The sequence below is a fragment of the Bacillus cereus group sp. BfR-BA-01379 genome (genome assembly GCF_022663605.1).
Taxonomy (GTDB): Bacteria; Bacillota; Bacilli; order Bacillales; family Bacillaceae_G; genus Bacillus_A; species Bacillus_A mobilis.
In genome coordinates, this window is sequence record NZ_JAKUFT010000026.1 from 33,953 (window position 1) to 60,329 (window position 26,377).

Here is a 26,377-nt window from a genome sequence, read left to right on the forward strand (position 1 = left end):
GCACCTCACTATTCTCCGATACCAGATTGTACGATATTAATTTTTACCTTAACAGCAACGTCTACGTTTGGGTACATATCTTGAATTTGTTTCATGTTCCATTTTCTTGAGTGACTACGAATTTCTTCTCGTATACCGATAGGGTCGATTCCTTTTTCTTGGAATTGTTTTATTAATTCGTTTAAATGTTTCTCAAGTGTTTTTTCTACATGTTTTTTTACGTAAGTTACACTTTCACTCTTTGATAAATCAAGCCAGTCAGGGGCATTTTTTATAAGTCCATTTAATTTCAGGCGAATGTGAACTTTCGGAATGTCACCAGTGTCGGAAAGGGAACAAACACTATTTCCAGATAAGTTTTGAGTGGCAATTAACCCTTTATGGTTACCTTGACGTATCGGGACTTCGTAACGGCCATTTTTAGTTGGATTAATGAGTAATTTAAATAAGAAAGAGCCTGCTTTATCTGTATACATAGCTACTTTATCCTTTTTTAAAAAAGCGAGTCCTTTAATGGAAGCAGACTTATCTTCTGTCACTTGAATGTAAGGAAGAAATGGATCACAGCCAGATGAATAAAAATCATATAGAAAAATATTTAAAGCCATCCGAGGAATTGTCTCTGTTTCTATATTTTGCTCCAGTAAATCAGATAGATATAGTGATCCATTTGATTTGATATGTTTGAGCAAATCCTCCGTTGAACCATCTACAAGTGCTAGTTGTACGTCTCGACCAACGTTTGGATCACGTTGTAGGTTGTTAATAATGTCACCAATGCCGCGTTCACCAAATGATTTTCCAAACAGGGCAACACGCATTTGTCCCACGGCAATCGTGTGTGGTGACTTTGCATTTAGAAGTGAAGATATTGTTTCAATCGTGCCGGCAGTAGTTGACTGCGTTTCTGGTTTTGACTGGACCCCTTTTGTGTAATCGGGATAAAGGATCGTCCCGCGAAATTTTTTATCTTTCGTTATGTCAAATCCGCCTACATGAATAATTCGCTGTGTGTCTACTATATTCGGCTGTGTACATCCAGTCTGGAAAATTAAAACGATAATAGCAAAGCATAATAAAATATTTTTCATTTTTCCCCACCGTCGTGCTTTTCTTTCGCTTTGTTTGGATCATAGCGCCATTTCTTTTTCGGCCTTAGATAAGAAGCCCGTCCTGCAGTTTGACTAAATGGAAGGCGAAGGAGTCCTTCAGCTGTACCTAATCCGCGGAATGGATATAAGGGTAATAAATAAGGCGATCCAAGTGATTTTAAGCGAATTAAATGAGCTAATATAAATACAAATCCGACGATGAGTCCGACACCGCCAAACGCTCCAGCTAAAATAATGAGCGGGAAGCGCAGCAATCGGATAGTAGAAGACATTTTTACTGTCGGTGTTGTAAAAGAAGCGAGTGCAGACAATGCAACCGCAATTAATAAAATGGTACTCGTTAAAGCAGCTTCAACAGATGCTTGCCCAATTACAATCCCTCCAACAATACCAATCGTTTGCCCAACTTTAGTCGGTAAACGAGCTCCAGCCTCGCGCAACAATTCAATTGTAATTTCTAAAAAAAGAGCTTCTAACATTGGGGGAAATGGAACGTTAGCTCTTGAATAAATAATCGGACCAAGTAAATCCGCAGGAATCATTTGATAGTGATACGTTAAGACAGCTGTATAAATAGCTGATGAAAATAGAGAGAATGCTGCTCCGAAAAAACGAACTAATCTAAGAAAGGAGCCTGCTATCCATGGTAAATAATAATCTTCTGGAGAGACGAAGAAATCGAGTAATGTCGCTGGTCCAGCTAATGCGTACGGTGAACCGTCTGTTAAAATGACAACTCCTCCATTCAGTAATGAATAAACGGAGCGATCTAAACGCTCTGTAGGTAGCAAAACAGGGAAGGGAGAGTTACTATTATCACTAATAAACTGTTCAATCATAGTTGCATCAAATGGAAAATCAAAGTCAATATCTCGCAGGCGTTGTACTGCAGTATTCACATGCTGTTCATTTGTAATATCCGCCATATAAGCGACTACAATCTTTGTTTTCGAGATAGAGCCAACGGAAAGCTCCTTGAAAATTAATTGCTCTGTTACAATGCTTCGGCGAAGTAAATGTATATTCGTATCAATATTCTCAACGAATCCAATTTTGGGACCGATGACACTATATTCATTTTCTGTATCGTTATATAATCGTGTACCTAAAGCTAAACTTTCAGCACGAATAAGCGCATATTCGGTTGTTTGAGAATCAATTTTCAGCTGTAAAAGTACATAGCCACCTAATAGTTTTTCACGGATATCCTCAATTGAAGGATTGGTGATAATTTCCTCAAGTGTGACGATATTAGCTATGTCATTTATATTTTGAATGCGATCTAACTCTTTTTTGATAGGTGTTAAAATGAATCGATTAATAATAAGTGATTCAACTGTAGATTTATAATAAAACAAACATAATGTCCCATCTTCTATGACGTTATAAGAAGAAAAGTCGCTTGATTCTTTCATAGTATGGATAAATTCTGGAATAGAACAGACAGTTTGTTTTTTCTTTTTTGATGTTACACGAAACATTTGCGCACCCCCCGACATATATCATTTGCTTATGTTAGTTTTTGGGAAAGACGGGAATTTATACTTGAAAATTGAAAGTTCATAAAGAAAAGGAAGAGTATTGAAAATCTCTTCCTTTTTGGCATGTTAATTTGTTTTCTTTTCTTTAATAGACTTCACTAATTTAATCATTTCAGCTCGTATATCTTCTTTTTTTACATTCAGTTTTTCTGCAATTTGTTTAATGTCCATTCCGTCTTTTTTCATTTTTAGTACATCATCAAGAGGAGTATTACTTTTTTGAGAGATGATTGTTAATACCGTGAGCTGACGTAATCCGATATTATATTCTTTCATTTTTTGTTTTAGGCCGTCTGGTGTAGATTTTTGTATATTTGCTAATTCTTGCAGTAGTGCTTTTTTCGTTTCTTTATTCATATGATGCTTTTTCAATTTACTTGGATCTACACCGAAATGCTTTGCTGTTTTCTCCCAAGATTTATTTTGTTTATAGTAAGCTAAAACGTCTTTTATCTCTTTTTTACTCATGCTTGCAATATGAGCAGCTTTCCAAATTTCATGTTTGTTATAGCCGATTTTTTCGAGCGACTGCATTTCTTCTTCTGAAATGAGTTTATGATGATGGAATGCTACTTCTTTTGGTGTGGCAGCGAAAGTAGGGAAGACGGTTGCCCCGAATAATAATGCTGCCATAGTCATACTTACTACGATTTTTTTGTACATATAAATTCCTCCTAGATGGATAATGTGGAAAACTGTATACATATCATTTCCATAAAATGTGAAATACTTGTGAACAAATGAAGTTTTTTTATTCACAGTATAAAATGTCGTTTTTGGAAGTTTTCCAACATAAAACATTGATTAATAGTAAAAAACTAAGGTATAATCGAAATTGAAAATCAATATCAATAACAAACGTATACATATAGATAAAAATAAGGGAGAGAAAAATATGACTACATATACTTCCATCGCAAATGTGATTAAAGAAAGACGTTCTGTTCGTACATTTACAGATAAAGCAGTAGATAAAGAGTTATTAATTGAACTATTAAACGACGCAACATGGGCACCGAATCATAAACACCGTGAACCATGGAATTGTAAATTATACATTGGAGAAGGCCGTCAAAAATTAGTAGACGCAGTATTAAACTCTTTCACAGAAGAAGAAAGAGCGAAACGCGGTAAAATTTTATCCGATCGTTTCTTAAACACGCCGGCACAAATCGTTGTATATATAAATGAAGACCCACGTCAAATTCAACGTGACGAAGATTACGCTGCAACATGTGCATTTATGCAAAACTTCCAACTGCTTGCTTGGGAACGTGGATTAGGTTGTGTTTGGAAATCAGGCGGATTAAACTACAATCCATTATTTATAGAAGGACTTGGTTTAACAAGAGGTCAACGCATCATTGGAATTCTTCACCTTGGTTATTTCGATAAAGCACCAGAAGGAAAAGCTCGTACACCGATTACGGAGAAAATGGAGATTATTGAAGGTTAATAGATGAGACATTCTCGTTTTTATGAGGATGTCTTTTTATTATGCAATCAATCCTCATGAAAGCTTGTTCCTCATCATACACTTTCTTAAGGGAAAGTGTAAGGAGGGAAAATAATGAGAGCAAGTGACGATAAAGCACTGCAATATGCGATTGCGGAAATTACGGAAATTGCGACTGGATTTGGGCTTGATTTCTATCCGATGCGTTATGAAATATGTCCAGCTGAAATTATTTATACATTTGGTGCATATGGGATGCCGACGCGGTTTTCACATTGGAGTTTTGGAAAACAGTTTTTCAGAATGAAATTACAATACGATTTAGGTCTTAGTAAAATATACGAACTCGTTATTAACTCTGATCCATGTTATGCCTTTTTATTAGATACGAACTCGTTAATTCAAAATAAATTAATTGTAGCGCACGTTTTAGCACACTGTGATTTCTTTAAAAATAATATTCGCTTCTCTAATACGAAACGAGATATGGTGGAGAGTATGGCGGCAACAGCTGATCGCGTGAAAGCATATGAGCATAAGTATGGAAAGGCAGAAGTAGAAACATTTTTGGATGCCGTACTTGCCATTCAAGAACATATCGATCCGTCGCTTATGCGTCCGAAACTTGCGTGGAGTATTGATGACTTGGAAGAAGAAGTAGAAAAGAAAAAGGCATCGCAATACGATGATCTATGGAATTTAGATGATCGCAATAAAAAGAGGGAACGTTCCAATGTACGTAAAAAGAAGAAAATTCCACCGCAACCAGAGAAAGATTTACTTCTCTTTATTGAAGAATATAGCCGTGAGCTAGAAGATTGGCAGCGAGATATATTAACGATGATGCGTGAGGAAATGCTATATTTCTGGCCGCAGCTTGAAACGAAGATTATGAATGAAGGCTGGGCATCATACTGGCATCAACGTATACTTCGCGAAATGGACTTAACATCTGATGAAGCAATCGAATTTGCGAAATTAAATGCAGGTGTCGTTCAGCCATCAAAAACGAGCATTAACCCATACTACCTTGGTATTAAAATGTTTGAAGATATTGAAGAACGTTACAACAATCCGACAGAAGAAATGAAACGACGCGGTGTAAAACCGGGATCTGGTCGTGACAAAATCTTTGAAGTACGCGAAATTGAATGGGATGTATCGTTCTTAAGAAACTACTTAAACAAAGATCTTGTAATGAGAGAAGATATGTACTTATTCCAGCGCCAAGGAAAAGAATATAAAGTAATAGATAAAGAATGGGAACATGTACGTGATCAGCTCGTAAATATGCGTACAAATGGCGGCTTCCCGTACTTAGTAGTAGAAGACGGGGACTACTTAAAGAACGGAGAATTGTACATTAAACATAGTTACGAAGGAATTGAGCTCGATTTAAAATACTTAGAAAAAGTATTGCCATACATTCATCAATTATGGGGAAGAACAGTGCATATGGAGTCCATTGTGGAGAGTAAGGGCGTTGTATTTTCTTATGATGGGAAGATGGTGCATCGGAAGTATGTGTGATGAAAAGAACGGACATAGCATTCTATGTCCGTTCTTTTTTTATTTGGAGTTTTTATTTACCAAACAGGTCGTATATTTGATGATAATTTCTCTGTGTTTTCTTTAGTAACGAATGTTGTTAAGTCTTCTTTGAGCATTTGCATTCGTTCAGCGCCTATGTTTTCAATCCATCGCTGCTCTATTTCAGTCATTATTTCTTCTTTCGCTTTCATTACAGCTAAACCACGTTCGGTTAAAATAATGATTTTACCTCTTTTATCAGTAGGATGCTTTTTGCGTGTCACATAACCACTGTTTTCAAGAGAATCTATCATTTTGCTTACAGCTTGCTTAGAAACTCCTAAATACTCAGCTAATTCTATACCTGTTGCTCCATTAGGAAGGATACGTTTGAACATAAAACCGTGTGCTGGTCTAATATCTTCAAAGCCCAATTCACTTAATCTGTCATGCAGTTCAGTAATTAATGTACTGAAAGATAACGATAAAAGTGAAGTAAGGTCTAGTTCGTTAAATGTTTGATGATTCATGTATATAACCTCCGTAATTGTGGTCAATTAAGTTGACTACATGTGAAACCTATTGTACTATACAAGATATAGTCAATCAAATTGACTATATCTTGTATAGTACAAATAATGATTTATATAAATAAAATCGACGGAGGTTTCATATGGTTAATATCGTAAAAATTAGAGCTAACGTATTTATTCCAATGTCTTGGACAGAACCGAAGAAGGATATGGAAACAGGAAAAATAATTCAATTCGAAGGTGATTCACGCGAATTTACACCACATGCGGTAAATACTATGCGCTCTAGAGTTGAGCAAGAGGTAGTAGTTGATTTTTATAAAGAAGAAGTGTTTTCATATGCGAACACGGGTATTACGACAGAGAGGGTTACGCATCCAGATGGTTCTGTGAATAAAAGAATAGGAAAAGCGAGTACTGAACATATTGTGTGTAAGAATATCGTATGGAATCTTGATGGTGTGCAATTTAAAATGAGTGCGAGCGCAAGTAATCCGTTAAATATATATGCACCTCCTGTAGATTATTTATTACATGTATGTGTGAAAAAGGATGGTAGTGTTGATATTCAAGGAGAGCATGATGGATTCCCTTGTTTTGAATTTTATAGGCAAGTAGATTTCGGTTCATTTGAAAAAATATATACACATGATTTTAGAGAAACTGGTGATACGGCTGAAGCACTAGGCGGGGAAATGGATTATAGTTTTGTAAAAAGTTTATAAGAAATAAGATAATAATGCAGTGTAGTTGAGAAATGCAAAGGTCAATAAAATCAGTGACTTTTGCATTTTTACTATACGTTAGAAAGGTTCAAAAAAACATAACACTTTACAATATACCCTTTAGGGTATATGATATTATACAAAGTTACAAAGTAATGTATAATGTAGTTATAAATACGGAGGTGGTCTACAGTGGAATACAATCAAGATATGAAAAATAGATTGAAACGTATTGAAGGTCAAGTTCGTGGTGTACTTCGTATGATGGAAGAAGGAAAAGATTGCCGAGAGGTTATTACACAGTTAACGGCATCTCGTTCTGCACTTGATCGTACAATTGGACTTGTTGTGGGAACAAATTTAGAGCAATGTTTACGTGAACAGTTTGAAAGTGGTAACGGTTCAAATGAAGAGTTAATTAAAGAAGCTGTTCAATTACTTGTAAAAAGCCGATAATCTGTCAAACATAAGTGTTGACAGATTTTCAAAAACATTTTAATATACCCCTACAGGTATAAGTATATAAATTGTGGAGGAATCGACTATGAGTATAAAAGTGGATATGAGTTTAGATTGTAAAGGATTGGCTTGTCCGATGCCGATTGTGAAGACGAAGAAGGCGATGGAAGGTTTGACATCAGGGCAAGTGATTGAAGTTCAGGCAACAGATAAAGGGTCTACTGTAGATATACAAAGTTGGGCGAGTAAAGTAGGTCATCAATATATCGGGACGAAACACGAAGGCAATCTATTGATACATTACGTTAGAAAAGCACACGAGCATGAAGTGAATGAAGTAGTGAAATATCCTCATACAATTACAAATGCGGAATTGCAAAATATATTATTAAACGGTGAAGAATGTATTGTAGTAGATGTTCGCGAAGCAGCGGAATTCGCTTTTGGTCATATTCCAGCGGCTATTTCAGTTCCATTAGGCGAACTGGGCAGTGCAGCATTAGATCAGACGAAGCAAATTTATGTTGTTTGCCGAACTGGTAACCGTAGTGATGTAGCTTGCCAAATGTTGAAAGAGCGAGGATATTTAAATGTGAAAAATGTCATTCCAGGTATGTTAGAGTGGCAAGGAAATGTGGAAAAGTAAAATTTTTTAAACGAAAATATACCTATGGGGGTAATTAGATGAATGTTAACCCGTTACATGCAAAAGAGGTTGCAGAGAAAGTTTTATTTGGAGAGTTGTTTATTTTAGATGTTCGTAATGAGACGGATTATGAAGATTGGAAAATTGAAGGGAGACAAATTTCTTCTATAAATAAACCGTATTTTGATTTGTTAGATGGTGTAGATCATATTGTAAGTGAATTACCTAAAGATAAAGATGTTTTAGTAGTATGTGCAAAAGAAGGGTCTTCTATATTTGTGGCAGAGCAATTAACAGAGGCCGGATTAGAAAATATTTATTATTTAGCTGGCGGTATGAAAGCTTGGAGTGAATATGTGAAGCCGTTAAAAGTAGGAGATGTACAGGGCGGAGGAAGTATATATCAATTTAACCGTCTTGGAAAAGGCTGTTTATCTTATATGGTCGTTTCAAAAGGTGAGGCAGCAGTTATTGATGCGGTAAGAACAGTTGAAGCATATGAAGAGTTTGCGAAAGAGCATGGCGTTACGATTACGAATGTAATGGATACACATTTACATGCAGACCATATTTCTGGAGGCCGTAAGTTAGCTGAAAGAGTAGGTGGCACGTATTGGTTACCGCCAAAAGATGCGGAGGAAGTTGTTTTCTCATATAAACCGCTCGTTGAAGGATCTGTTATTACGGTGGGGGGGACTAAAATTGAAATTGACGCATTATACTCACCGGGGCATACGATTGGAAGTACATCATTTATTGTAGATGATTCCTATTTATTATCAGGTGATATTTTATTTGTAGATTCAATCGGGCGTCCAGATCTTGCTGGAAAGGCTGAAGATTGGGTGAGTGATTTACGAGAAACTTTATATGATCGATATAAAGTACTATCTCAACAATTAATCGTGTTACCAGCTCATTATTCAAAAATAAGTGAAATGGATGAGAATGGTGTTGTGAGCGCAAAGTTAAACGATTTATTTGCGTATAATGCAGGACTAAACATTGAGGATGAGGGAGAGTTTCGTAAAGTTGTAACGGAGAATTTACCACCTCAGCCGAATGCTTACGAAGAAATTCGTCAAACGAATATGGGTAAAATCCATCCGAGTGTGGATGAAGAGCGTGAAATGGAGATTGGTCCAAACCGTTGTGCAGTTCATGAATAATAAAAAAATAAAAAATGGAGGAATAGATGATGAATGTAAAACAAGTATTAGATGCGAAAGGTTTAGCATGTCCGATGCCGATTGTAAGAACGAAGAAAGCGATGGATACTTTACAAACTGGAGAAGTGTTAGAAGTACATGTAACAGATAAAGGGTCAGTTAAGGATATTCCAGCGTGGGCAAATAAAGGTGGTCATGACATCATAAAGCATGAAGAAGCAGCTGATGTGCTAAAGTTTTGGATTAAGAAGGCGTAGCATGTTTATAAATGTAGAGAGGTTGGTTATATGAATACAATATTAAGTACGCTTTTCATTGTACTGGCTGCAGCGCTTGTTATTTCACGTTTTTTACCGGTGAAAGGTGTTCAAAATATAAGTGGAAAAGAATTAAAGAGTATAGCAGGAAAAGAAGGAAAACAATTTATCGATGTTCGCACAGTAGGTGAATATAGAGGAAATCATATGAAAGGATTTCAAAATATCCCGCTAAATGAGTTAGCGAGTAAGGCAAATCAGTTAGATAAAAATAAGGAAGTAATCGTTATTTGTCAGAGCGGGATGAGAAGTAAGCAAGCAGCAAAAGAATTAAAGAAATTAGGGTTTCAGCACGTTATCAATGTTTCAGGCGGGATGAATGGCTTGTGAGGAGGAAATTTAAAATGAAAGAAATGACAGCAAAAGAATTAGAAGAAAAATTGTTACGTAAAGAAGTAGTAAATATCGTAGATGTACGTGAAGTAGAAGAAGTCGCCGAGGGGAAAATCCCAGAAGCGTGTAATATTCCACTAGGATTATTAGAGTTTCGAATGCATGAGTTGGATAAAAAGAAAGAATATATTATTGTTTGTCGCTCTGGCGGAAGAAGTGGAAGAGCAGTTCAGTTTTTAGAGAGCTACGGTTTCCGAGCAATCAATATGGTAGGTGGTATGTTAGCGTGGGAAGGTAAAGTCGTATAGTTACAGAGATAAATGATTTGAGCCTTTTTACAAATAATAATATACCCCTATAGGTAATTGGAGGGAGAACAACATGGAACAACAGAAGAAAACAACAATTGTTTTATTTAGCGGAGATTATGATAAAGCGATGGCTGCTTATATTATTGCAAATGGTGCAGCGGCGTACGATCAAGAGGTGACTATTTTTCATACTTTTTGGGGATTAAATGCTTTAAGGAAAGATGAACATGTGAAGGTAAAGAAAACGTTCATAGAAAAAGTATTTGGAAAAATGATGCCGCGTGGTGCGGATAAGATGGGATTATCAAAAATGAATTTTGCCGGTATGGGACCGAAGATGATTAAAGGTATTATGAAAAAACATAATGCGATGCCTTTACCAGATTTAATGGATTTGGCGAAAGAACAGGGGATTAAACTTGTAGCTTGTCAAATGACGGTAGATTTATTAGGGTTAAAAGAGGAAGAGATTATGGAAGGGGTAGAGTTTGCAGGAGTAGGAGCTTATTTAGCAGATGCTTCAGATGGGAATGTAAACTTATTCATTTAAATCACCTTCTTTTTAGAAGGCGGGGGATATAAGGTGAGTTTAGTCGTATTACTTTTTATAATTGGGTTTATAGGATCGTTTATATCAGGAATGGTTGGAATTGGCGGTGCGATTATTAATTATCCGATGATCCTATACATTCCGGTATTGCTAGGATTTACTGGCTATACGTCACATGAAGTGAGTGGTATTACAGCGGTGCAAGTATTCTTTGCAACTTTTGCAGGGGCATGGGCCTATCGGAAAAGTAATGATATGGATAAAACGCTAGTTATGTATATGGGAACTAGTATATTAGTAGGAAGTTTCATAGGGAGTTTTGGTGCTAACGTATTAGAGGAACACACGGTCAATGTTGTTTATGCCGCGTTAGCAACAATGGCTGCTATTATGATGTTCGTACCGAAGCGAAATAATGGTGATAAAGTGAAATACAATAAATGGTTAGCAAGTTTACTAGCGTTTATTGTAGGCGGAGCATCAGGTATTATTGGTGCTGGCGGTTCTTTCTTATTAGTTCCGATTATGTTAGTTATTTTAAAATTGCCGATACGTACAACAATAGCAACATCTATCGCTATTACGTTTATTTCCTCAAGCGGGATTACGACTGGAAAAGTGATAACTGGACAAGTGGTCGTAATTCCAGCTCTCATTATTGCGATTGCAAGTATCTTTGCTGCGCCGCTTGGAGCGCGAGTTGGGAAGAGGATCAATCAAAAAGCACTTCAATATATGTTATCGATTTTGATTGTAGGCACTGCTGTTAAGATGTGGATTGATATGATATCGAAATAAAAGGATGGTGCTGCTTGCAGCCCATCCTTTTATTTATCCCGCTATTTGAAGGTAGTAATCGCCTGATTGGTGCAGGCTGATCTATGCCCAAATAACTTTCATTAAGTTTTTATATTCGTCATTTGCTAATTTATATAGCATTCTCGTATGTTCAAAGACAAGTGCTGGATTAAAGTTTGGTTCTGAGAACGCAAGTGATGCTGAAATATCAATTGCATTTTGCTTGTTTAATGTGAATTTTGCAAATCGATAAGATGTGTTTAATTCATTGATAACGTGCAAAATATCATTTGTTGATGTTGCATCAGGTACGTGAGCAACATTGAAGCAGTATATATCCACAGTAGGATGTTCGTTTTGGAAAGCAGCGATTAGTTGAATTTTTGCGCCGGCTTCTGTTTCTAATCCTACTGAAAAATGAACAGAACCATCATTTTCATCTATATTTTCTTCCATGTATATATCGTTGGATTTTAAGTAGTCTTTAAAATCTGAGATGTTATGTTTTACTGCAGCTTTCATATGTATGAGCCCCCTGATAATTGGAATAGATTGCTATTATTTATTATAATTTAAAAATATTAAAAAAGATAGTTAGAAAGTTCTGATTTTTGGTATTGAAGAAATAAAAAAGAAGCAGCTCTCTACCTCCATAGAGAACTGCTTCTTTTTATTCATTGTCGTTAGACGATGTTTCTGTATCTTCACTGCTATTTTTATTTTTCACTTCATTGTTACTTGATTCGCGTTCACTTGAGTTTTCTGACTTAGATTCTTTTGTTTTCTCTGTGCTTGTTTTCTTCGAATCAGAGTCTGTTTTTGTATATGCAGGTAATCCAAGGTGAGCACGAAGATCGTTTGTAACTTTTGCTAATTCTTTTTTGTCTGGATTGTAGTAATATGTTCGGCCGCCGCCAGCAGATTTGCTACATGTATCGTCACCTTTTGCCATATAGCAGTCTTCACCTTGAATTTGTAATTTTTCAATTTCTGAATCCGATCCATACTTATAGAATGAAAGCATATCATCGAATGTTAAGTTTGTAACGAATTGTCCGTTAATATCATCAATGATGTTACCAACTTTTGTTACAGATCCAACGCTTGTTAGTTTCTTTAAAATTGCTTCAATAACGAGTTGTTGACGTTGTCCACGCATTGCATCACTATCGATGTGGCGCGTTCTAGCAAGAGCAAGAGCTTCTTCACTATTTAGCTTTTGAACACCTTTTTTCAGATGAATTGCATCAGCAGTATCATTACTATCTTGTTCAGTAAATTCAACTGGTACATCGACTTCAATCCCGCCTAAATCATCGACAATTTTCATAAATGATTTGAAGTTAAACTTTACAAAGTAATCAACAGGAACATTCATTAATTTTTCAACTGCATCAATACTTGCTTGTGGTCCACCATCTTTTCCGTTTTTAGTAGAACCGTATGCATGAGCGTGTGTAATTTTATCTTTTTTCTTTTCCACTGGAATATAAGTATATGTATCTCGTGGAATGCTTAATAGTTTTACAGTTTTGCTATCTTTATTAAACGTTGCAAGTAATAGTGCATCCGTTCTTATAGCTTCACCATATTCTTTCCCGCGGACATCGCTTTCATCAACACCCATGACTAAGACAGAGACGTTATTTGCGATAGGTTTTACAGCTTTATCACGTAAATCAGATTTATCACCGCGCGCTAAATCGTGTGCGGCATTTCGAACAGCAGAAGATGCTTTATTTACTAAAAACCAAGTATAACCGCCACCTATTATTAAAAAGAATAGAATAACGCTTATAATAATTTTTGTTTTTTTCTTACCTTTTTTCGGTTTACTGCGTGTATTTTCTTGCAAAGATGGGTTTTGCTCCATTTCTTGTACTCCTTCATTTGGATTGAAATACGACACTCATATCCACTTATTATAATGAAATTTGACGAAAAAAAACATTACAAAACATTTACATTTCGTAAAAATTCAATATATTTATAAAAAGTCAGATTTTTTATATTTTATTTTTGAGATGTAGAATAAGTATAAGTTGTTTTGGTAGAAATGAAAATATGTATTGTGAGAAAGTAATAGAGAAGTAAGATTTGTTGAAATATAGCCAAGAAGAAATGTGTAGGTTTACTTATTTCTTCTATATAATAAAGAAGAAATTTACAGATAAAGGAGAGAGCATAATGAATCATACATCATTCCGAGCAATTGTTGTAAACGAAATAGAAAGTAAGCAGTTTGTAAGAAACGTTGTAGAGAGAGAAGTAAGTAGTTTACCTGAGGGAGACGTATTAATACAGGTTCATTATTCTTCATTAAATTATAAAGATGCTCTTTCAGCCACAGGTAATAAAGGTGTTACGAGAACATATCCTCATACGCCAGGCATTGATGCAGCAGGAGTGGTTGTGAGTAGTGAAGATGCTACCATTAAAGCAGGAGATCAAGTCATTGTAACGGGATATGATTTAGGGATGAATACTTCTGGTGGTTTCGGAGAATATATTCGCGTGCCAGCATCTTGGATTATTCCTTTACCAGAGGGAATGTCAGTAAAGGAAAGCATGATGTACGGGACAGCAGGTTTTACAGCTGCTTTATCAGTATATAAGCTTATTGGAGCAGGCATCACGCCTAATATGGGAGATGTGTTAGTAACGGGTGCCACAGGCGGTGTAGGGAGCGTAGCTGTTAGTATTTTAAGTAAGTTAGGATTTAATGTAGTAGGAGCGACAGGGAAAATGGAAGAGGAAGAGATGCTACTACATCTAGGAGCGAAAAAAGTGATTCATCGCGCGGAATTGAATGATGAATCAGGAAGACCAATGTTAAAAGGGATATACGCTGGGGTTATCGATACTGTAGGCGGACATATGCTAGAAACCGCTTTAAAAATGGTAAAGTATGGTGGTTGCGTAACGACATGCGGTAATGTGGCAGGCCAGGAATTACAAACAACGGTATATCCGTTTATTTTGCGAGGTATAAGCCTGTTAGGGATAGATTCTGTGCAATGCCCAGTGGATGTGAGAAGAGATGTGTGGACGCTCTTAGCAAGTGAATGGGAAAATAAAGAGTTACTATCTTATACAGAAGAATGCACATTAGAAGAGTTAGATGAGAAGTTTACACTTATATTGCAAGGAAAGTTAAAAGGAAGAACGGTTGTAAATATGAAATGAAAAAAGAGACGCTTAAGTTAGCGTCCCTTTTTTATTATAATGATTGTTTTAAATTGATTTTACCTTGTTCACCTAAAACACCATCAGCGATATTCACAGCGTGATCACCGATACGCTCTAAGTTACTTACCATATCAACAAAGATGATACTTGCATCACCTGAACAGCTACGTTCGTTCAGACGTAGTACGTGACGTTTACGAAGAACACGTTCCATTTGGTCGATTTTACGTTCTTTCGCAATTACAGTTTGAGCTAGTTCAGTATCGAAGTTTGTTAAAGCTTCGACTGCGTCTTGTAATGTTGAAATCGTTAATTCAAGCATTTCATTTAGTTCAGCTAGTGCTTCATCTGATAGTGAAACACGGTTCGAAATTTGGAAATCTACAAGTTCTACAAGGTTTTCTACATGATCACCGACACGTTCAATATCTCCGACTACACCTGCTAAAACAGAATGCTTCTCAGAGTCTGTTGGTGAAAGTGGCTTTTCCGATAGTAAAACTAAATACTCGGTAATTTTTTTATCTAAATTGTTAATAGCTCCTTCTAATTGAGTAGCCATGTTTTCATGCTTTTTGTCTTGTGTATTTAAATATTGATTCGCTTCTTTTAAGCCGTGTAATGAAAATTCAGCCATACGCACAACCTCTTTTTGAGCTTCAGTTAAAGCGATAGCTGGAGATTGCTCAATAAAGATTGGATTTAAATGTTGCGGTTTGAAGTTAATAGATGAATCTTCACCACGAATAATTTTCGTTACAATCCATGCTAATACTGCAATGAATGGGAACTGAATAATTGTATTCGTTACGTTAAATGTTCCGTGTGCAAATGCAATTGTCATTTCTGGATTTAAGTTTAATGACGTTTGGAAATATTGGATTAAACTTGTAAATGGTACTAATAAAATTGTAAAGATAATGGTACCGATAATATTAAAGATAACGTGAACTAATGCTGCACGTCTTGCGGCAATAGAAGTACCGATTGCTGCTAATACTGCTGTAATTGTTGTACCGATGTTATCACCGAACAATACAGGAAGAGAAGCTTGTAAATCAATAGCGCCCTGACCGAATAGTTCTTGTAAAATACCGATTGTGGCGCTTGAGCTTTGTACAATTAAAGTGAACACTGTACCGACAATAATTCCTAAAATTGGATTGTCACTCATGCTAACCATTAACTCTTGGAATGACTCTAAAGAACGAAGAGGTTTCATACCTGCGCTCATTAATTCTAAACCGAAGAATAACATACCAAAACCGAATACAACTTGACCTACAGAATGTACTTTTTTATTTTTAAAGAAGAATAGTAAAATTGCTCCAACTGCCATAACTGGGAGAGCGTATTCTCCGATTTTAATTCCGATAATAAAGGCAGTAACTGTCGTTCCGATGTTCGCACCCATAATAACACCGATTGCTTGTCTTAATGTCATAAATCCGGCACTTACAAGTCCGACTGTTAAAGCGGTTGTTCCTGAACTTGATTGGATTAATACAGTAACTAACATACCTGCTAGTACACCCATAAGTGGGTTTGTTGTAAAGCGATCTAAAATATCGCGAAGACGATCTCCAGCTGCTTGTTGCAGTCCATCGCCCATGTATTTAATCCCGAATAAGAAAATACCTAATCCACCAATGAACTGGAAGATCATATCTTGAACATTATATTCCACGCATTCCACTCCTTAAATTTCATGTACGATGTAATTATTAACTAAACCTTGAGACACTGTAAACGGTTTATCAGTAAAATTTACACTAAATTTACAAAGGGATGAAAAGTTTACAATTCTTTAAAGAAACAGCTGGATTTAATTGGTTTTTATCTTTTGCAAATCGTATTTTTGTAAAGAAATCACACTTTTTAGAATAGTATTGTTCGGTTGAATATGAAGGAAAGTGTCTGCGAATTCATCGTATATTTTTTGATGAAAGTTAAAAAAATATGTAGGAAAATGCATGTAGTTTTATAACAGCAAAAATACGATAAAAAAAGCCACTGAAATTATCCAGCAGCTTTTTCTGTATTTTTATTTCCATGCTTTTGTTTCCTTACACTTGTGATGTAAATGAACAGGAAAGCAATAAGGAGTAGAGAGGAATAGCGATATACAGTTGCATAGTTTGTAAAATGTGCAATGAATCCAAATATAATTGCGCCAGCGCCAATTCCGAGGTCAAATGCTGAGAAGAATGTAGCTGTTGCAACTCCTCGTCGGTGCGGTGCTACTCGGTCAATCATCCATGCTTGTAGTGCAGGTTGAATCGCTCCAAATCCACTTCCGTAGCATGCTGCTGCAATAATTAAACTCGGAATGGTAGTTGTATACGACAATAAAATAATACCTACAAACGTAATAATAACTCCTGGAATGATAACGAATGTATGACCTTTCGCATCGTATAACTTTCCAGAAAACGGACGAGTGACAGCGATCGCAAGTGCATTAAATAAGAAGAAGAGGCTTATATCAGCAATGCCGACTTCCGTAGCAAATAATGTAATAAAGCTCCCGATTCCTCCGTACATTAATGTAATACATAATATTAATAATGAAGGAAGTAAAGCTTTGCGCTCAATAAATCCATCGAGAAAGGTACCAGATGCTTGCTGTGGTGGTTGTGGCGATTTTTTGATTTGAAGTAGTTTCGTTAATATTAATGAAACTACTGTACAGGAAAGTGCACATAAAAAAAGAATTGTGAAGTTATATGTTTGCATAAGCCAAAGTCCGATAAGTGGACCGAGCGCCATCGCAATCGTTCCAGAAAGACCGAAATATCCCATTCCTTCACCGCGGCGAGCTTGCGGAATTAAATCTGAAACGACAGTTCCATATGTAGTCGTTGTAATACCAAAACCAGCTCCGTGTAAAATTCGAACGGCAAGCAATAGGAAGATAGTTGAAGCGAAAAGATAACTGCCCATAGCGAGTAAACAAATAGCAGTACCAATCATTAAAATGATTTTTTTGCTGAACTTTTGCAAGGCATTACCAGTTAGCGGTCTAACAAAAAGTGCTGCAACGGTAAACATACCGACAACAAATCCGATATTGGAACTTGTGCCGCCAATTTCTTTCACATAAACAGGTAAAGTAGGAATTAACATTTGAAACCCTAAAAACATACATAAGTTTGCTAGAATTAGCGCAACAAACTCTTTTGTCCATAACGGTTCTCGTTTTACGAGTATTGCCTCTCCCATATATTCATCCCCTATATAAATTTTTCCCGCTATTAACGGGCAGTAAAACTCCCACCTCAAAATCCGGCTGGAGCAAAGAAGTTAGGCTGGAGTCGGGCTGCCCGTAAATGCCCGATTGGTTCAACTAATCATCAGTGGGGGATGAACACCCCCCATTGATTAAAGTTTCACTTTATCTCTGTTCTTTCGAGTATATGTATTGGTCAATGTAACAGTCAAGGAAGGTGCCTTGAAAACGTATAACAATTTTTGAGGTGAAAAACTGACAAATTTGTGTAAAAGCTACACAACTATGAAAAAAAGATGTAAAGTATAGATGTATAGACTGGTAGTTGTTATGAATGATAGAAATTGTTTTTTCTTTAAAGAAAGCGGATTCAAAAGTAGTGAATGAGAAGGGGATATATACTTTTTCACTACATATATTTGAAAAGGTTTACAAAACAATGAAGAAAGAGGCGTGTACATATGAGACGATTAGGTATTTCTATTTATCCAGAACATTCAACAGTAGAGGAAGATAAGGAATATTTAACATTAGCAAGTAAATACGGATTTAATCGTGTATTCACATGCTTATTGTCTGTAGATGGAGAAAAAGAGAAAATTATAGAAGAGTTTAAAGAAACGATCTCTCATGCAAATGCATTAGGATTCCAAGTATTAGTTGATATTAGTCCGTCTGTCTTTACACAATTAGGTATTTCATATAATGATTTATCGTTCTTCCATGAGCTAGGAGCGTACGGTATTCGGTTAGATGTCGGTTTCTCTGGTTTAGAAGAATCGATTATGACTTACAATCCATACGGCTTAAAAATTGAAATTAATATGAGTAACGGTACGAAATATGTAGATAACATTATGAGTCATAGACCAAACCGTGAAAATTTAATTGGTTGCCATAATTTTTATCCACATCGTTATTCAGGATTATCATACGATCATTTCATTAAATGCTCGAAACAATTTAAAGATTACGGTATGAGAACAGCTGCTTTTATTTCATCATTTGATGCAACATACGGACCTTGGCCAGTAACAGAAGGGTTATGTACGTTAGAGCAGCATCGTGAATTACCGATGACAACACAAGCGAAGCATTTATTTGCGACAGAATTAATTGATGATGTCATTATTGCGAATGCTTATGCATCAGAAGAAGAATTACAAGCACTAGGTGCATTAAATAAAGAGAAACAAACATTTGATATAGGGTTATATGATACAACAACAGAATTAGAAAAAATTATTGTATTAGAGGAACCGCATTTTTATCGCGGAGATGTATCTGAATATATGATTCGCTCGACACAAAGTCGTGTGAAATATAAGAAAGAAGAGTTCAAACCGCATAATACACGCGAAATTAAACGCGGTGATCTTTTAATTGATAACGAACAGTATGGTCAATATAAAGGTGAATTGCAAATTGCTTTAAAAGATATGGTGAATACAGGAAAAACAAATGTAGTTGGCCGAATTGTGGAAGAAGAAATTTTCTTATTAGATTATTTACAAGCATGGGATAAATTCGGATTTACTTTAAAGAAATAGATTAAATAAAAAAGGAAAAAACTACTGACTTCAGCAGCTTTTTCCTTTTTATATATAAATTGCGAGAGGAAGAGCTATGACAAAGGTGCATCAGCGATTAGTTTCTATTTTAGAGGAGTTTTTAGAAGAGAAATCGATGTTAAATCGAGCTTTTTTAGCGAGCCGTTTACATGTATCAACGAAGACGATTCAAAAAGATATAAAATTATTAAATGATATATTGGAAGAAAACGGAGCGAAAATTGAATCGCAAAGAGGGACTGGATACGAACTAGAAATTATACAAACGAAGAAGTTTGAAGAGTTTTGTGTGGGTCTATTTCAAAAACAGACAGAAAAAATCCCAACTTCTTATGAAGAAAGGATAGCGTACATTCTGCAACGTATTTTAACGACAGAGGGATATGTGAAGCTTTCACAGTTAGCAGAGGAGATTTATGTGAGTAAATCGACTGTGAATTTAATTATGAAAGATGTTACAGATATATGTGGTCGTTATAAATTACAAATTGAAAAGAGACCGTATTATGGTATACGTATTGTGGGAGAAGAGTTCAATATTCGTTCTTGTTTATCACAATATGGTTTACCACGTTATGACCATACTCCGTTTCATGAGCAATTTGATCAGAGTGATACATATGTATCGTTACCTCATATACCGCTTATCCGTTCGGTTATATTAAAGTATATCGAGGGAGGAACGATATATTTATCAGATATAGAAATTGATAATTTAGTCATTCATATTGCAATCGCATTAAAGCGTTGTGAAGATCAACATTATATAAAAGGGCTAAATAAAGAGCAAGCTGAACTTATTATAAAGAAAGAATATACAATTGCGAAAGAGATTTTAGGGGATTTAGAGAAAGCGTTACAACTTTCATTTCCGGAAGAAGAAGTTTTATATGTAACAATGCATTTATTAAGTACTGCTGTTACAGCGAAGGATCGTTATGAAAATGTGGAAGAACTATTAGGGAAAGATTTATATGCATTCATGCAACATATTCTTTTTAAAGTAGCGGAAGAACGGAATCTTATTTTTTATTATGATGAAGAATTATTATTTGGTTTTGGTGTTCATTTAAAAACGTTATTAAACCGTTTGAAGTATAAGTTAAATACGAGAAATCCTCTATTGGCAGAAGTGAAAAAGAATTATCCGTATGCTTTTGAAATTGCGGTTCTTGTTGGAGATATAATTGGTGAATATACGGGAGAATCGATTCCGGAAAGTGAAATTGGTTATATTGCGATTCACTTCGGCGGAGCGATGAGCCGTTTACAGGAAGAGAATCAAAAGAAAAGATGTTTATTAGTTTGTGCGACCGGTCAAGGAAGCGCCCAGCTATTGAAATATAAAATTCTATCACAGTTCCGAGATAAATTAGAGATTGTGGGAATTACAGGCTATTATCAATTGAAAGTGGAAGACCTTTATAAAGATAAAATAGATTGTATTATTAGTACGATTCATATACCGAGTGGTTTGCCCGTTCCAGTTATAAAAGTAAACTCAATATTTGATGATAAAGAGATTAAGTCAATCGGTCAGCAGTTGTTTACACATGTGAATACTAGTGTGCAGCAGTATATAAAGGAAGATTTAATCTTTTTACATCATAGCGCTTCTACGAAGGAAGAGGTTATCCAGTTTTTATGTGAGAAAGCTGCGGAGAAAAACTATGTACCAGAACACTTTTATGATTCTGTTATGGAAAGAGAGAATACATCTCCGACAGCGGTTGGGAATTTAGTAGCGATACCTCACCCGATGCAGTTATTAAGTGAGAAAACATTTTTGATGTTTTGTACATTGGATAAGCCCGTTGACTGGGGAGATAAAAAAGTACAAGTTATTATTTTATTTAGTGTAAAGCGCAATAATAATGAAGATTTACAACGGCTGTATGATTTTTTATATGATATTATGTCTAGTCAAAATACGATAGAGAAATTAGCTCAGGCTAAAGTGATTGAAGATTTTCAAGAGATATTATTATCGTTATAAGAAAAGTATGTAAAAACTTCCGTTACACAACGGAAGTTTTTTATGTTTAATTGTATGCGTTTTCATAATAAGATAACAATATAGAAAAAAGATAGGTTGGGGGAATTTCAAATGACTGATATGCAAACTCCATTTGCGTTAATTTTACATGGTGGCAACGCGAGAAGCGCGTCGCTTGAAGCAATCGCTTTTGCAAGACAAGGAGATTTTGAGAATGCAAGTGAAAAGATGACACTTGCTAGTGAAGAAATTTCAGCAGCTCATCGCATTCAAACAAACTTAATTCAAGAAGAAGCAAGAGGAAATCATGCAGAAATCAGTTTACTGTTAGTGCATGCACAAGATCATTTAATGAATGCAATTACAGTGAAAGAACTTGCTGAAGAATTTATCACTCTTCATAAACGAGTAGAAGAGAAAGTGACAGTATAAGATGTACATTTTATTATGTTGTGCAGCGGGCATGTCAACGAGTATGGTTGTAAGAAAAATGCAAGAAGAGGCAAAGAAACAAGGGAAGGATTATAAAATTAAAGCGGTTGATTCAGAACTTGTGAAACTGGAAATAAAAAATGCTGATGTAGTTTTAATCGGACCACAGGTGAAGTATTTGTTTCCAGCTGTACAGTTTCTTGCGAACTCATACGATATACCGGTTGCAATTATAGAACAACGAGATTATGGCATGTGTGACGGTTTAAAAGTATTGAAACAAGCAGAACAATTAGTTTTAGCATAATTATATTTTTTTAAATATAAACATTATAATGTTATAACTTTATTTCATTCTTTCGTAGTAAAGAGAAAGAGGAGGGGTATTGATGAATAGTTTTATGAGTTTTATGGAACAAAAGATTATGCCAACAACGCAAAAGATTGCAGGACAACGACATTTATTAGCAATTCGAAACGGAGTTATTTCTACATTGCCGTTAACGATTGTCGGATCATTTTTCGTTATCTTTTTAAATTTACCAATTGATGCATATATGGAGTGGATTGCACCGTTTCGCCATATTTTAGATATTCCATTCCGATTTACAGTAGGTTTAATGGCGTTATACGCAGCATTTGGGGTAGGAGCTTCACTCGCGAATTTTTATCAGCTCAATCAGTTAAGTGCAGGATTGTTATCTGTACTCGCCTTTTTACTAGCATCAGTTGAACCAATTCAAATTACGAAAGCTGTACCAGGTGTTATTGATGCAGGTAGATACATTTCAGTAGGAACATTAAGTGCAACGTCTTTATTCGGAGCAATTGTTACAGCACTAATTGCAGTAGAAATTTATCACTTTATGATTAAGCATAATATCTCGATTAAATTACCAGACAGTGTACCACCAGCAGTTTCAAATTCGTTTGCAGCATTAATTCCAACTTTAGTCGTTATTCTTTTATTCTGGGGTATTCGTTACGGTTTAAAATTTGATGTAAATACAACAATTACATATTTAATCGCACCACTAAAATCAGTATTAGTAGGAAATAATTTATTCGGCGGTTTATTAACAGTATTCTTAATCGTGTTCTTCTGGTCATTCGGTATACATGGCCCAGCGATTTTAGGACCAATCATTCGTCCGATGTGGGATTCAGCAATCCTTGAGAATATGGAAGTATTCACTGCTACAGGAAATGCACATCAATTACCAAACTTATTTACAGAGCAATTTATTCAATGGTTCGTATGGATCGGTGGATCAGGCTCAACGTTAGCTTTAGTTATTATGTTTATGTTCTCTAAATCTAAGTTCCTAAAAGAGTTAGGTAGATTATCATTCGTGCCAGGCTTATTCAATATTAACGAACCGATTATTTTCGGGGCACCAATTGTAATGAACCCAATTTTAATTATTCCATTCGTTATTACACCGTTAGTGACAACGACAGTGTCATATTTCGCAGTTGTTTCAGGTATGATTCCGCTGATGATGGCGAAACTGCCATTTACGATGCTGGCACCAATTGCAGCTATTATTAGTACGGACTGGACAATTATGGCTGGTGTACTTGTACTTGTTAACTTTGCTATCTCATTCGTTATTTACTATCCATTCTTCAAAATGTATGAGAAACAACAATTAGCAGGAGAGGAGAAAACAGAATGCTCGGAGCAATTATCATCTTAATTACATTCGTAGCGGGGCAGTGTATTGCACATTATTCAAAATGGGTACAAAGTAAATCTTTATTAGTTTTACTACTCGTATCAATTTTATTTATCGGTAGTTCAATGGGTGCCTATGTAATGTTAGGGTTACAATCACCGTACGTAATTATTGTGCCAACGATTTTATGTGCAACATGTTTATCTGCAAAATATAGATTTACGAGCATGGCATTAATACAACGTGTGAAGGAGATGCAAAAGCATGGAGCGTAAATTAGGAATTTCACTTTATCCAGAGCATTCAACGAAAGAACAAGATATGGCATACATTTCGGCAGCGGCACGACACGGTTTTTCAAGAATATTCACATGTCTATTATCTGTGAATCGACCGAAAGAAGAGATTGTAGCTGAATTTAAAGAAATTATTAATCATGCAAAAGATCATAATATGGAAGTTATTTTAGATGTAGCCCCGGCAGTATTTGATCAACTTGGTATTAGTTATAGCGACCTATCATTCTTTGCAGAGTTAGGTGCAGATGGTATTCGTCTAGATTTAGGTTTTGACGGATTAACAGAAGCAAAAATGACGAATAATCCGTATGGCTTAAAAATTGAACTAAACGTAAGCAATGATATTGCATATTTAGAAAATATTCTTTCGCATCAGGCGAATAAGCCAGCTTTAATTGGTTGTCATAACTTCTATCCGCAAAAGTTCACTGGTCTTCCGTATGATTATTTCATTCGCTGTAGTGAACGCTTTAAAAAACACGGTATTCGTACGGCAGCATTTATTACGTCACATGCAGCTGACATTGGCCCATGGGATATTAACGACGGATTATGTACGTTAGAACAACACCGTAACTTACCGATTGAAGTACAAGCGAAACATTTATGGGCGACAGGGCTTATTGATGATGTGATTATCGGAAATGCTTATGCGAGTGAAGAAGAGTTAGAGAAACTAGGAAACTTAAATCGTTACATGTTACAGCTAAAGGTACACTTTGTAGACGAAGCGACTGAAGTAGAGAAGAAAGCCACGCTGCAAGAATTACACGTAAGACGCGGCGACATAACAGAATATATGGTGCGCTCTACAGAAGTACGTAAAAAGTATAAAGACTATGACTTCCCAGTACGCGAAAGTGTATTACAGGAAAGAGGGCAAGTTGTAATTGGTAACAACTCATTCGGAAAGTATAAAGGTGAACTGCAAATCATTCTAAAAGAAATGCCGATAGATGAACGGAAAAATATTGTCGGTACAATTGCAGAAGAGGAGTTATTCTTACTAGATTATGTAGGAGCTTGGACACAGTTTACTTGTGTGGAATAGGGAAAGGTAGGAGAGGAGAGGATGCTATGGCATCCTCTTTTTTCTGTTGAAATGGTAGTCTATCGTATGTAGAATGCAAAGAGATAGATTTAATTTGGACGGGAGAGAAGGAGATGGAAGAGTATATAGATGATTTATTAAATCGGATGGATGATGAAGAAGCAGGTATTCAGCGATGCGCGTATGAAGAAGCAAGGCAGTTAAATGATCTATCGCTTTTTTCTTGTTTGCAAGAGAAAGTAACGGAAGCACGAAAAGTATATATAAAAACAAACCTTTATTTTTTAATTACACAACTTGCAATAAATACTAAAGAGATGTATATTACGGATTATTTGATAGATCGGTTAGAAAGTGAAGAAAGCAGGATAGTGTTAAATAGCATGCTTATAGATTTAAGTAAATTATCTGAAGCAAGCAATGCGCATAAAATTATTCCTTACATATATCATAAAAATAGTGGAGTCCGTTATTCTGCTGTCATCGCTTTAAAGTTGTGTAAATCGTTGGGAGCAGAAGATGCTTTATTGAAGTTACTTACAGTGGAAGAGAATCGAGATGATATTGTAAATATATGTGCCACTTTATATGAGATTGGAACAAAGCGATCAATTCTACCTTTAACGAAACTTTTACACTGCGATAGTGCGTATATTCGTTCAGCAGCTATTGAGACTTTAGCAGAAATCGGAAGAACAGACTTACAAATAGTTTATATTGATGGTTTAGCTGATAGAAATGTCATAGTGAAATATGAGGCTATTCGAGCTATTTATGCATATGGAGATGAAATGGCGATTAAACCAATTTGCGAACGTGTAACGAAAGTTGTTTCTAGAAGACGTAAAAATGAAGTAGAGCCTACTGACGAATCAGAGATTGTCATCGCCCTGCGTTTTTTACATAAGTTTGTTGGTCATGAAGAAGTTTTAAAGACGTTTGATAAAGTGTACAAAAAACGTGGAAACTTGTTTATGGCGGAGAGGAAGTGGCTTCGAGACAATATTGCTTACTTTCAAGAGAAAGAAAGAATGTAAGAATTATAAAAAAAGAGTCAGTCTCATTATTGAGACTGACTCTTTTTCGTAATTAGTTTAAAACTTTCACTGTAACTGTTTTACGTCCCCAGTTACTTGATGTACCTTTATCAGGCATTAAAACGTCGATTTTATGCCCTTTAATAGCTCCACCAGTATCACCAGCGATTGCTACTCCGTAACCTTCAACCCATACTTTTGAACCTAATGGAATGACACTTGGATCAACTGCAATTAGTTTCATGTTTGGATTAGCTGTTAAGTTGTGACCTAAAGCTGATTTTACTTGGTCGCCTGCTTTATAACCATTTTCAAGTGGATCTGCTGTGTAAGCTGTTGCTACAACTTGTAACTCACGAGAAGATGATGGTGCACTTGTTTCAGTTTCTTTTGCAACAGGTTGTTGTGGAGCTG

At 35.8% G+C, this 26,377-nt stretch carries 29 protein-coding genes; 20 read left to right on the forward strand and 9 right to left on the reverse strand.

The features are described 5' to 3' along the window. Positions 1-8 precede the first annotated feature (8 nt). From gerYC to MR113_RS12355, 3 genes are all read right to left on the reverse strand, one after another. A complete protein-coding gene (gerYC, locus tag MR113_RS12345) occupies positions 9-1,091 on the reverse strand; it encodes a spore germination protein GerYC (RefSeq protein ID WP_242254504.1) in 1,083 nt (360 codons plus the stop codon). Then, entirely contained in the window at positions 1,088-2,593 is a 1,506-nt protein-coding gene (locus MR113_RS12350; RefSeq protein WP_242254506.1) for a spore germination protein, read from the reverse strand. Before MR113_RS12350 ends, gerYC begins: the two co-directional genes overlap by 4 nt. Before the next feature lie 126 nt (positions 2,594-2,719). After that, positions 2,720-3,316: a hypothetical protein gene (locus MR113_RS12355; protein ID WP_242254508.1), complete on the reverse strand. Its 597-nt coding sequence runs from the start codon at positions 3,314-3,316 to the stop codon at positions 2,720-2,722. A 232-nt stretch (positions 3,317-3,548) separates the two neighbouring features. On the opposite strand from MR113_RS12355, the gene MR113_RS12360 reads away from it, so the two are divergent. Then, complete coding sequence (locus MR113_RS12360; protein WP_242254513.1) at positions 3,549-4,109, forward strand: nitroreductase family protein; 561 nt, start codon at positions 3,549-3,551, stop codon at positions 4,107-4,109. 114 nt (positions 4,110-4,223) lie between these two features. Continuing rightward, positions 4,224-5,639, forward strand: a complete 1,416-nt coding sequence (spoVR, locus tag MR113_RS12365; RefSeq protein WP_242254515.1) for a stage V sporulation protein SpoVR — start codon at positions 4,224-4,226, stop codon at positions 5,637-5,639. A gap of 56 nt (positions 5,640-5,695) precedes the next feature. Here the strand turns inward: spoVR and MR113_RS12370 are convergent, their stop codons facing one another. Continuing rightward, on the reverse strand, positions 5,696-6,169 hold the full coding sequence (locus MR113_RS12370) for a MarR family winged helix-turn-helix transcriptional regulator (protein ID WP_242254517.1): 474 nt from the start codon (positions 6,167-6,169) through the stop codon (positions 5,696-5,698). 143 nt (positions 6,170-6,312) lie between these two features. On the opposite strand from MR113_RS12370, the gene MR113_RS12375 reads away from it, so the two are divergent. The 9 genes from MR113_RS12375 to MR113_RS12415 all read left to right on the forward strand — a co-directional run bounded on the left by MR113_RS12375 (position 6,313) and on the right by MR113_RS12415 (position 11,480). Next, positions 6,313-6,897: a DUF3238 domain-containing protein gene (locus MR113_RS12375; RefSeq protein WP_242254518.1), complete on the forward strand. Its 585-nt coding sequence runs from the start codon at positions 6,313-6,315 to the stop codon at positions 6,895-6,897. Positions 6,898-7,089: 192 nt separating this feature from the next. Continuing rightward, positions 7,090-7,353, forward strand: coding sequence for a metal-sensitive transcriptional regulator (locus MR113_RS12380; protein ID WP_000456206.1), 264 nt, complete (start codon positions 7,090-7,092; stop codon positions 7,351-7,353). Positions 7,354-7,441: 88 nt separating this feature from the next. Continuing rightward, positions 7,442-8,002 (forward strand): sulfurtransferase TusA family protein, encoded by a 561-nt coding sequence (locus MR113_RS12385; protein ID WP_242254519.1) that lies wholly within the window; start codon positions 7,442-7,444, stop codon positions 8,000-8,002. A 38-nt stretch (positions 8,003-8,040) separates the two neighbouring features. Beyond that, on the forward strand, positions 8,041-9,171 hold the full coding sequence (locus MR113_RS12390; RefSeq protein WP_242254520.1) for an MBL fold metallo-hydrolase: 1,131 nt from the start codon (positions 8,041-8,043) through the stop codon (positions 9,169-9,171). A 26-nt stretch (positions 9,172-9,197) separates the two neighbouring features. Continuing rightward, positions 9,198-9,428, forward strand: coding sequence for a sulfurtransferase TusA family protein (locus MR113_RS12395; RefSeq protein ID WP_242254521.1), 231 nt, complete (start codon positions 9,198-9,200; stop codon positions 9,426-9,428). A gap of 30 nt (positions 9,429-9,458) precedes the next feature. Then, entirely contained in the window at positions 9,459-9,818 is a 360-nt protein-coding gene (locus MR113_RS12400) for a rhodanese-like domain-containing protein (protein ID WP_242254522.1), read from the forward strand. 14 nt (positions 9,819-9,832) lie between these two features. Further along, on the forward strand, positions 9,833-10,129 hold the full coding sequence (locus MR113_RS12405) for a rhodanese-like domain-containing protein (protein ID WP_061680163.1): 297 nt from the start codon (positions 9,833-9,835) through the stop codon (positions 10,127-10,129). Positions 10,130-10,202: 73 nt separating this feature from the next. Beyond that, the gene (locus MR113_RS12410; protein WP_000437730.1) at positions 10,203-10,682 is read left to right on the forward strand and encodes a DsrE/DsrF/DrsH-like family protein; all 480 of its coding nucleotides are present in this window, start codon (positions 10,203-10,205) and stop codon (positions 10,680-10,682) included. A 33-nt stretch (positions 10,683-10,715) separates the two neighbouring features. Next, positions 10,716-11,480 (forward strand): sulfite exporter TauE/SafE family protein, encoded by a 765-nt coding sequence (locus MR113_RS12415; protein WP_242254523.1) that lies wholly within the window; start codon positions 10,716-10,718, stop codon positions 11,478-11,480. Between the two features lie 81 nt (positions 11,481-11,561). Here the strand turns inward: MR113_RS12415 and MR113_RS12420 are convergent, their stop codons facing one another. Together MR113_RS12420 and MR113_RS12425 are read right to left on the reverse strand one after the other, a co-directional pair. Further along, positions 11,562-12,002: a hypothetical protein gene (locus MR113_RS12420; RefSeq protein WP_000642361.1), complete on the reverse strand. Its 441-nt coding sequence runs from the start codon at positions 12,000-12,002 to the stop codon at positions 11,562-11,564. A 148-nt stretch (positions 12,003-12,150) separates the two neighbouring features. Then, positions 12,151-13,353, reverse strand: a complete 1,203-nt coding sequence (locus tag MR113_RS12425; protein WP_242254524.1) for an LCP family protein — start codon at positions 13,351-13,353, stop codon at positions 12,151-12,153. A 314-nt stretch (positions 13,354-13,667) separates the two neighbouring features. Between MR113_RS12425 and MR113_RS12430 the strand changes: the two genes are divergently transcribed. After that, positions 13,668-14,666 carry a YhdH/YhfP family quinone oxidoreductase gene (locus MR113_RS12430; RefSeq protein ID WP_242254525.1) on the forward strand — a complete coding sequence of 333 codons (999 nt, stop codon included), beginning with the start codon at positions 13,668-13,670 and terminating at the stop codon, positions 14,664-14,666. Between the two features lie 34 nt (positions 14,667-14,700). On the opposite strand, the gene MR113_RS12435 is transcribed toward MR113_RS12430, so the two are convergent. Then, positions 14,701-16,356 (reverse strand): Na/Pi cotransporter family protein, encoded by a 1,656-nt coding sequence (locus tag MR113_RS12435; protein ID WP_242254526.1) that lies wholly within the window; start codon positions 16,354-16,356, stop codon positions 14,701-14,703. Between the two features lie 332 nt (positions 16,357-16,688). Further along, positions 16,689-17,891, reverse strand: coding sequence for an MFS transporter (locus MR113_RS12440; protein WP_242254527.1), 1,203 nt, complete (start codon positions 17,889-17,891; stop codon positions 16,689-16,691). A 468-nt stretch (positions 17,892-18,359) separates the two neighbouring features. Between MR113_RS12440 and MR113_RS12445 the strand changes: the two genes are divergently transcribed. The 8 genes from MR113_RS12445 to MR113_RS12480 all read left to right on the forward strand — a co-directional run bounded on the left by MR113_RS12445 (position 18,360) and on the right by MR113_RS12480 (position 25,963). Then, the gene (locus MR113_RS12445; protein ID WP_242254529.1) at positions 18,360-19,448 is read left to right on the forward strand and encodes a DUF871 domain-containing protein; all 1,089 of its coding nucleotides are present in this window, start codon (positions 18,360-18,362) and stop codon (positions 19,446-19,448) included. Positions 19,449-19,524: 76 nt separating this feature from the next. Then, the gene (locus tag MR113_RS12450) at positions 19,525-21,465 is read left to right on the forward strand and encodes a BglG family transcription antiterminator (protein ID WP_242254530.1); all 1,941 of its coding nucleotides are present in this window, start codon (positions 19,525-19,527) and stop codon (positions 21,463-21,465) included. Between the two features lie 111 nt (positions 21,466-21,576). Then, positions 21,577-21,897 carry a PTS lactose/cellobiose transporter subunit IIA gene (locus MR113_RS12455; protein ID WP_088095256.1) on the forward strand — a complete coding sequence of 107 codons (321 nt, stop codon included), beginning with the start codon at positions 21,577-21,579 and terminating at the stop codon, positions 21,895-21,897. 1 nt (position 21,898) lies between these two features. Then, positions 21,899-22,204 carry a PTS sugar transporter subunit IIB gene (locus MR113_RS12460; RefSeq protein WP_061680155.1) on the forward strand — a complete coding sequence of 102 codons (306 nt, stop codon included), beginning with the start codon at positions 21,899-21,901 and terminating at the stop codon, positions 22,202-22,204. 82 nt (positions 22,205-22,286) lie between these two features. Further along, positions 22,287-23,597 (forward strand): PTS sugar transporter subunit IIC, encoded by a 1,311-nt coding sequence (locus MR113_RS12465; protein WP_242254532.1) that lies wholly within the window; start codon positions 22,287-22,289, stop codon positions 23,595-23,597. After that, on the forward strand, positions 23,573-23,851 hold the full coding sequence (locus tag MR113_RS12470) for a hypothetical protein (RefSeq protein WP_061680153.1): 279 nt from the start codon (positions 23,573-23,575) through the stop codon (positions 23,849-23,851). The genes MR113_RS12465 and MR113_RS12470 overlap by 25 nt, the downstream gene beginning before the upstream one ends. Further along, positions 23,841-24,926, forward strand: a complete 1,086-nt coding sequence (locus tag MR113_RS12475) for a DUF871 domain-containing protein (RefSeq protein WP_242254534.1) — start codon at positions 23,841-23,843, stop codon at positions 24,924-24,926. Before MR113_RS12470 ends, MR113_RS12475 begins: the two co-directional genes overlap by 11 nt. Before the next feature lie 113 nt (positions 24,927-25,039). Continuing rightward, complete coding sequence (locus MR113_RS12480; protein ID WP_242254536.1) at positions 25,040-25,963, forward strand: HEAT repeat domain-containing protein; 924 nt, start codon at positions 25,040-25,042, stop codon at positions 25,961-25,963. A 52-nt stretch (positions 25,964-26,015) separates the two neighbouring features. Here MR113_RS12480 and MR113_RS12485 read toward each other — a convergent pair. Further along, the coding region (locus MR113_RS12485; protein ID WP_242254538.1) for a 3D domain-containing protein at positions 26,016-26,377 on the reverse strand (362 nt) is incomplete at its 5' end.

Coding starts and splice junctions, on each gene's coding strand:
- MR113_RS12395 (WP_242254521.1), top strand. CDS start 9,198: ATGATGAATGTAAAACAAGTATTAGATGCGAAAGGTTTAGCATGTCCG.
- MR113_RS12410 (WP_000437730.1), top strand. CDS start 10,203: ATGGAACAACAGAAGAAAACAACAATTGTTTTATTTAGCGGAGATTAT.
- MR113_RS12355 (WP_242254508.1), bottom strand. CDS start 3,316: ATGTACAAAAAAATCGTAGTAAGTATGACTATGGCAGCATTATTATTC.
- MR113_RS12360 (WP_242254513.1), top strand. CDS start 3,549: ATGACTACATATACTTCCATCGCAAATGTGATTAAAGAAAGACGTTCT.
- MR113_RS12445 (WP_242254529.1), top strand. CDS start 18,360: ATGAGACGATTAGGTATTTCTATTTATCCAGAACATTCAACAGTAGAG.
- MR113_RS12475 (WP_242254534.1), top strand. CDS start 23,841: ATGGAGCGTAAATTAGGAATTTCACTTTATCCAGAGCATTCAACGAAA.
- MR113_RS12480 (WP_242254536.1), top strand. CDS start 25,040: ATGGAAGAGTATATAGATGATTTATTAAATCGGATGGATGATGAAGAA.
- gerYC (WP_242254504.1), bottom strand. CDS start 1,091: ATGAAAAATATTTTATTATGCTTTGCTATTATCGTTTTAATTTTCCAG.
- MR113_RS12430 (WP_242254525.1), top strand. CDS start 13,668: ATGAATCATACATCATTCCGAGCAATTGTTGTAAACGAAATAGAAAGT.
- MR113_RS12400 (WP_242254522.1), top strand. CDS start 9,459: ATGAATACAATATTAAGTACGCTTTTCATTGTACTGGCTGCAGCGCTT.
- MR113_RS12465 (WP_242254532.1), top strand. CDS start 22,287: ATGAATAGTTTTATGAGTTTTATGGAACAAAAGATTATGCCAACAACG.
- MR113_RS12420 (WP_000642361.1), bottom strand. CDS start 12,002: ATGAAAGCTGCAGTAAAACATAACATCTCAGATTTTAAAGACTACTTA.
- MR113_RS12370 (WP_242254517.1), bottom strand. CDS start 6,169: ATGAATCATCAAACATTTAACGAACTAGACCTTACTTCACTTTTATCG.
- MR113_RS12455 (WP_088095256.1), top strand. CDS start 21,577: ATGACTGATATGCAAACTCCATTTGCGTTAATTTTACATGGTGGCAAC.
- MR113_RS12425 (WP_242254524.1), bottom strand. CDS start 13,353: ATGGAGCAAAACCCATCTTTGCAAGAAAATACACGCAGTAAACCGAAA.
- MR113_RS12470 (WP_061680153.1), top strand. CDS start 23,573: ATGCTCGGAGCAATTATCATCTTAATTACATTCGTAGCGGGGCAGTGT.
- MR113_RS12450 (WP_242254530.1), top strand. CDS start 19,525: ATGACAAAGGTGCATCAGCGATTAGTTTCTATTTTAGAGGAGTTTTTA.
- MR113_RS12375 (WP_242254518.1), top strand. CDS start 6,313: ATGGTTAATATCGTAAAAATTAGAGCTAACGTATTTATTCCAATGTCT.
- MR113_RS12460 (WP_061680155.1), top strand. CDS start 21,899: ATGTACATTTTATTATGTTGTGCAGCGGGCATGTCAACGAGTATGGTT.
- MR113_RS12405 (WP_061680163.1), top strand. CDS start 9,833: ATGAAAGAAATGACAGCAAAAGAATTAGAAGAAAAATTGTTACGTAAA.
- MR113_RS12385 (WP_242254519.1), top strand. CDS start 7,442: ATGAGTATAAAAGTGGATATGAGTTTAGATTGTAAAGGATTGGCTTGT.
- MR113_RS12440 (WP_242254527.1), bottom strand. CDS start 17,891: ATGGGAGAGGCAATACTCGTAAAACGAGAACCGTTATGGACAAAAGAG.
- MR113_RS12350 (WP_242254506.1), bottom strand. CDS start 2,593: ATGTTTCGTGTAACATCAAAAAAGAAAAAACAAACTGTCTGTTCTATT.
- spoVR (WP_242254515.1), top strand. CDS start 4,224: ATGAGAGCAAGTGACGATAAAGCACTGCAATATGCGATTGCGGAAATT.
- MR113_RS12390 (WP_242254520.1), top strand. CDS start 8,041: ATGAATGTTAACCCGTTACATGCAAAAGAGGTTGCAGAGAAAGTTTTA.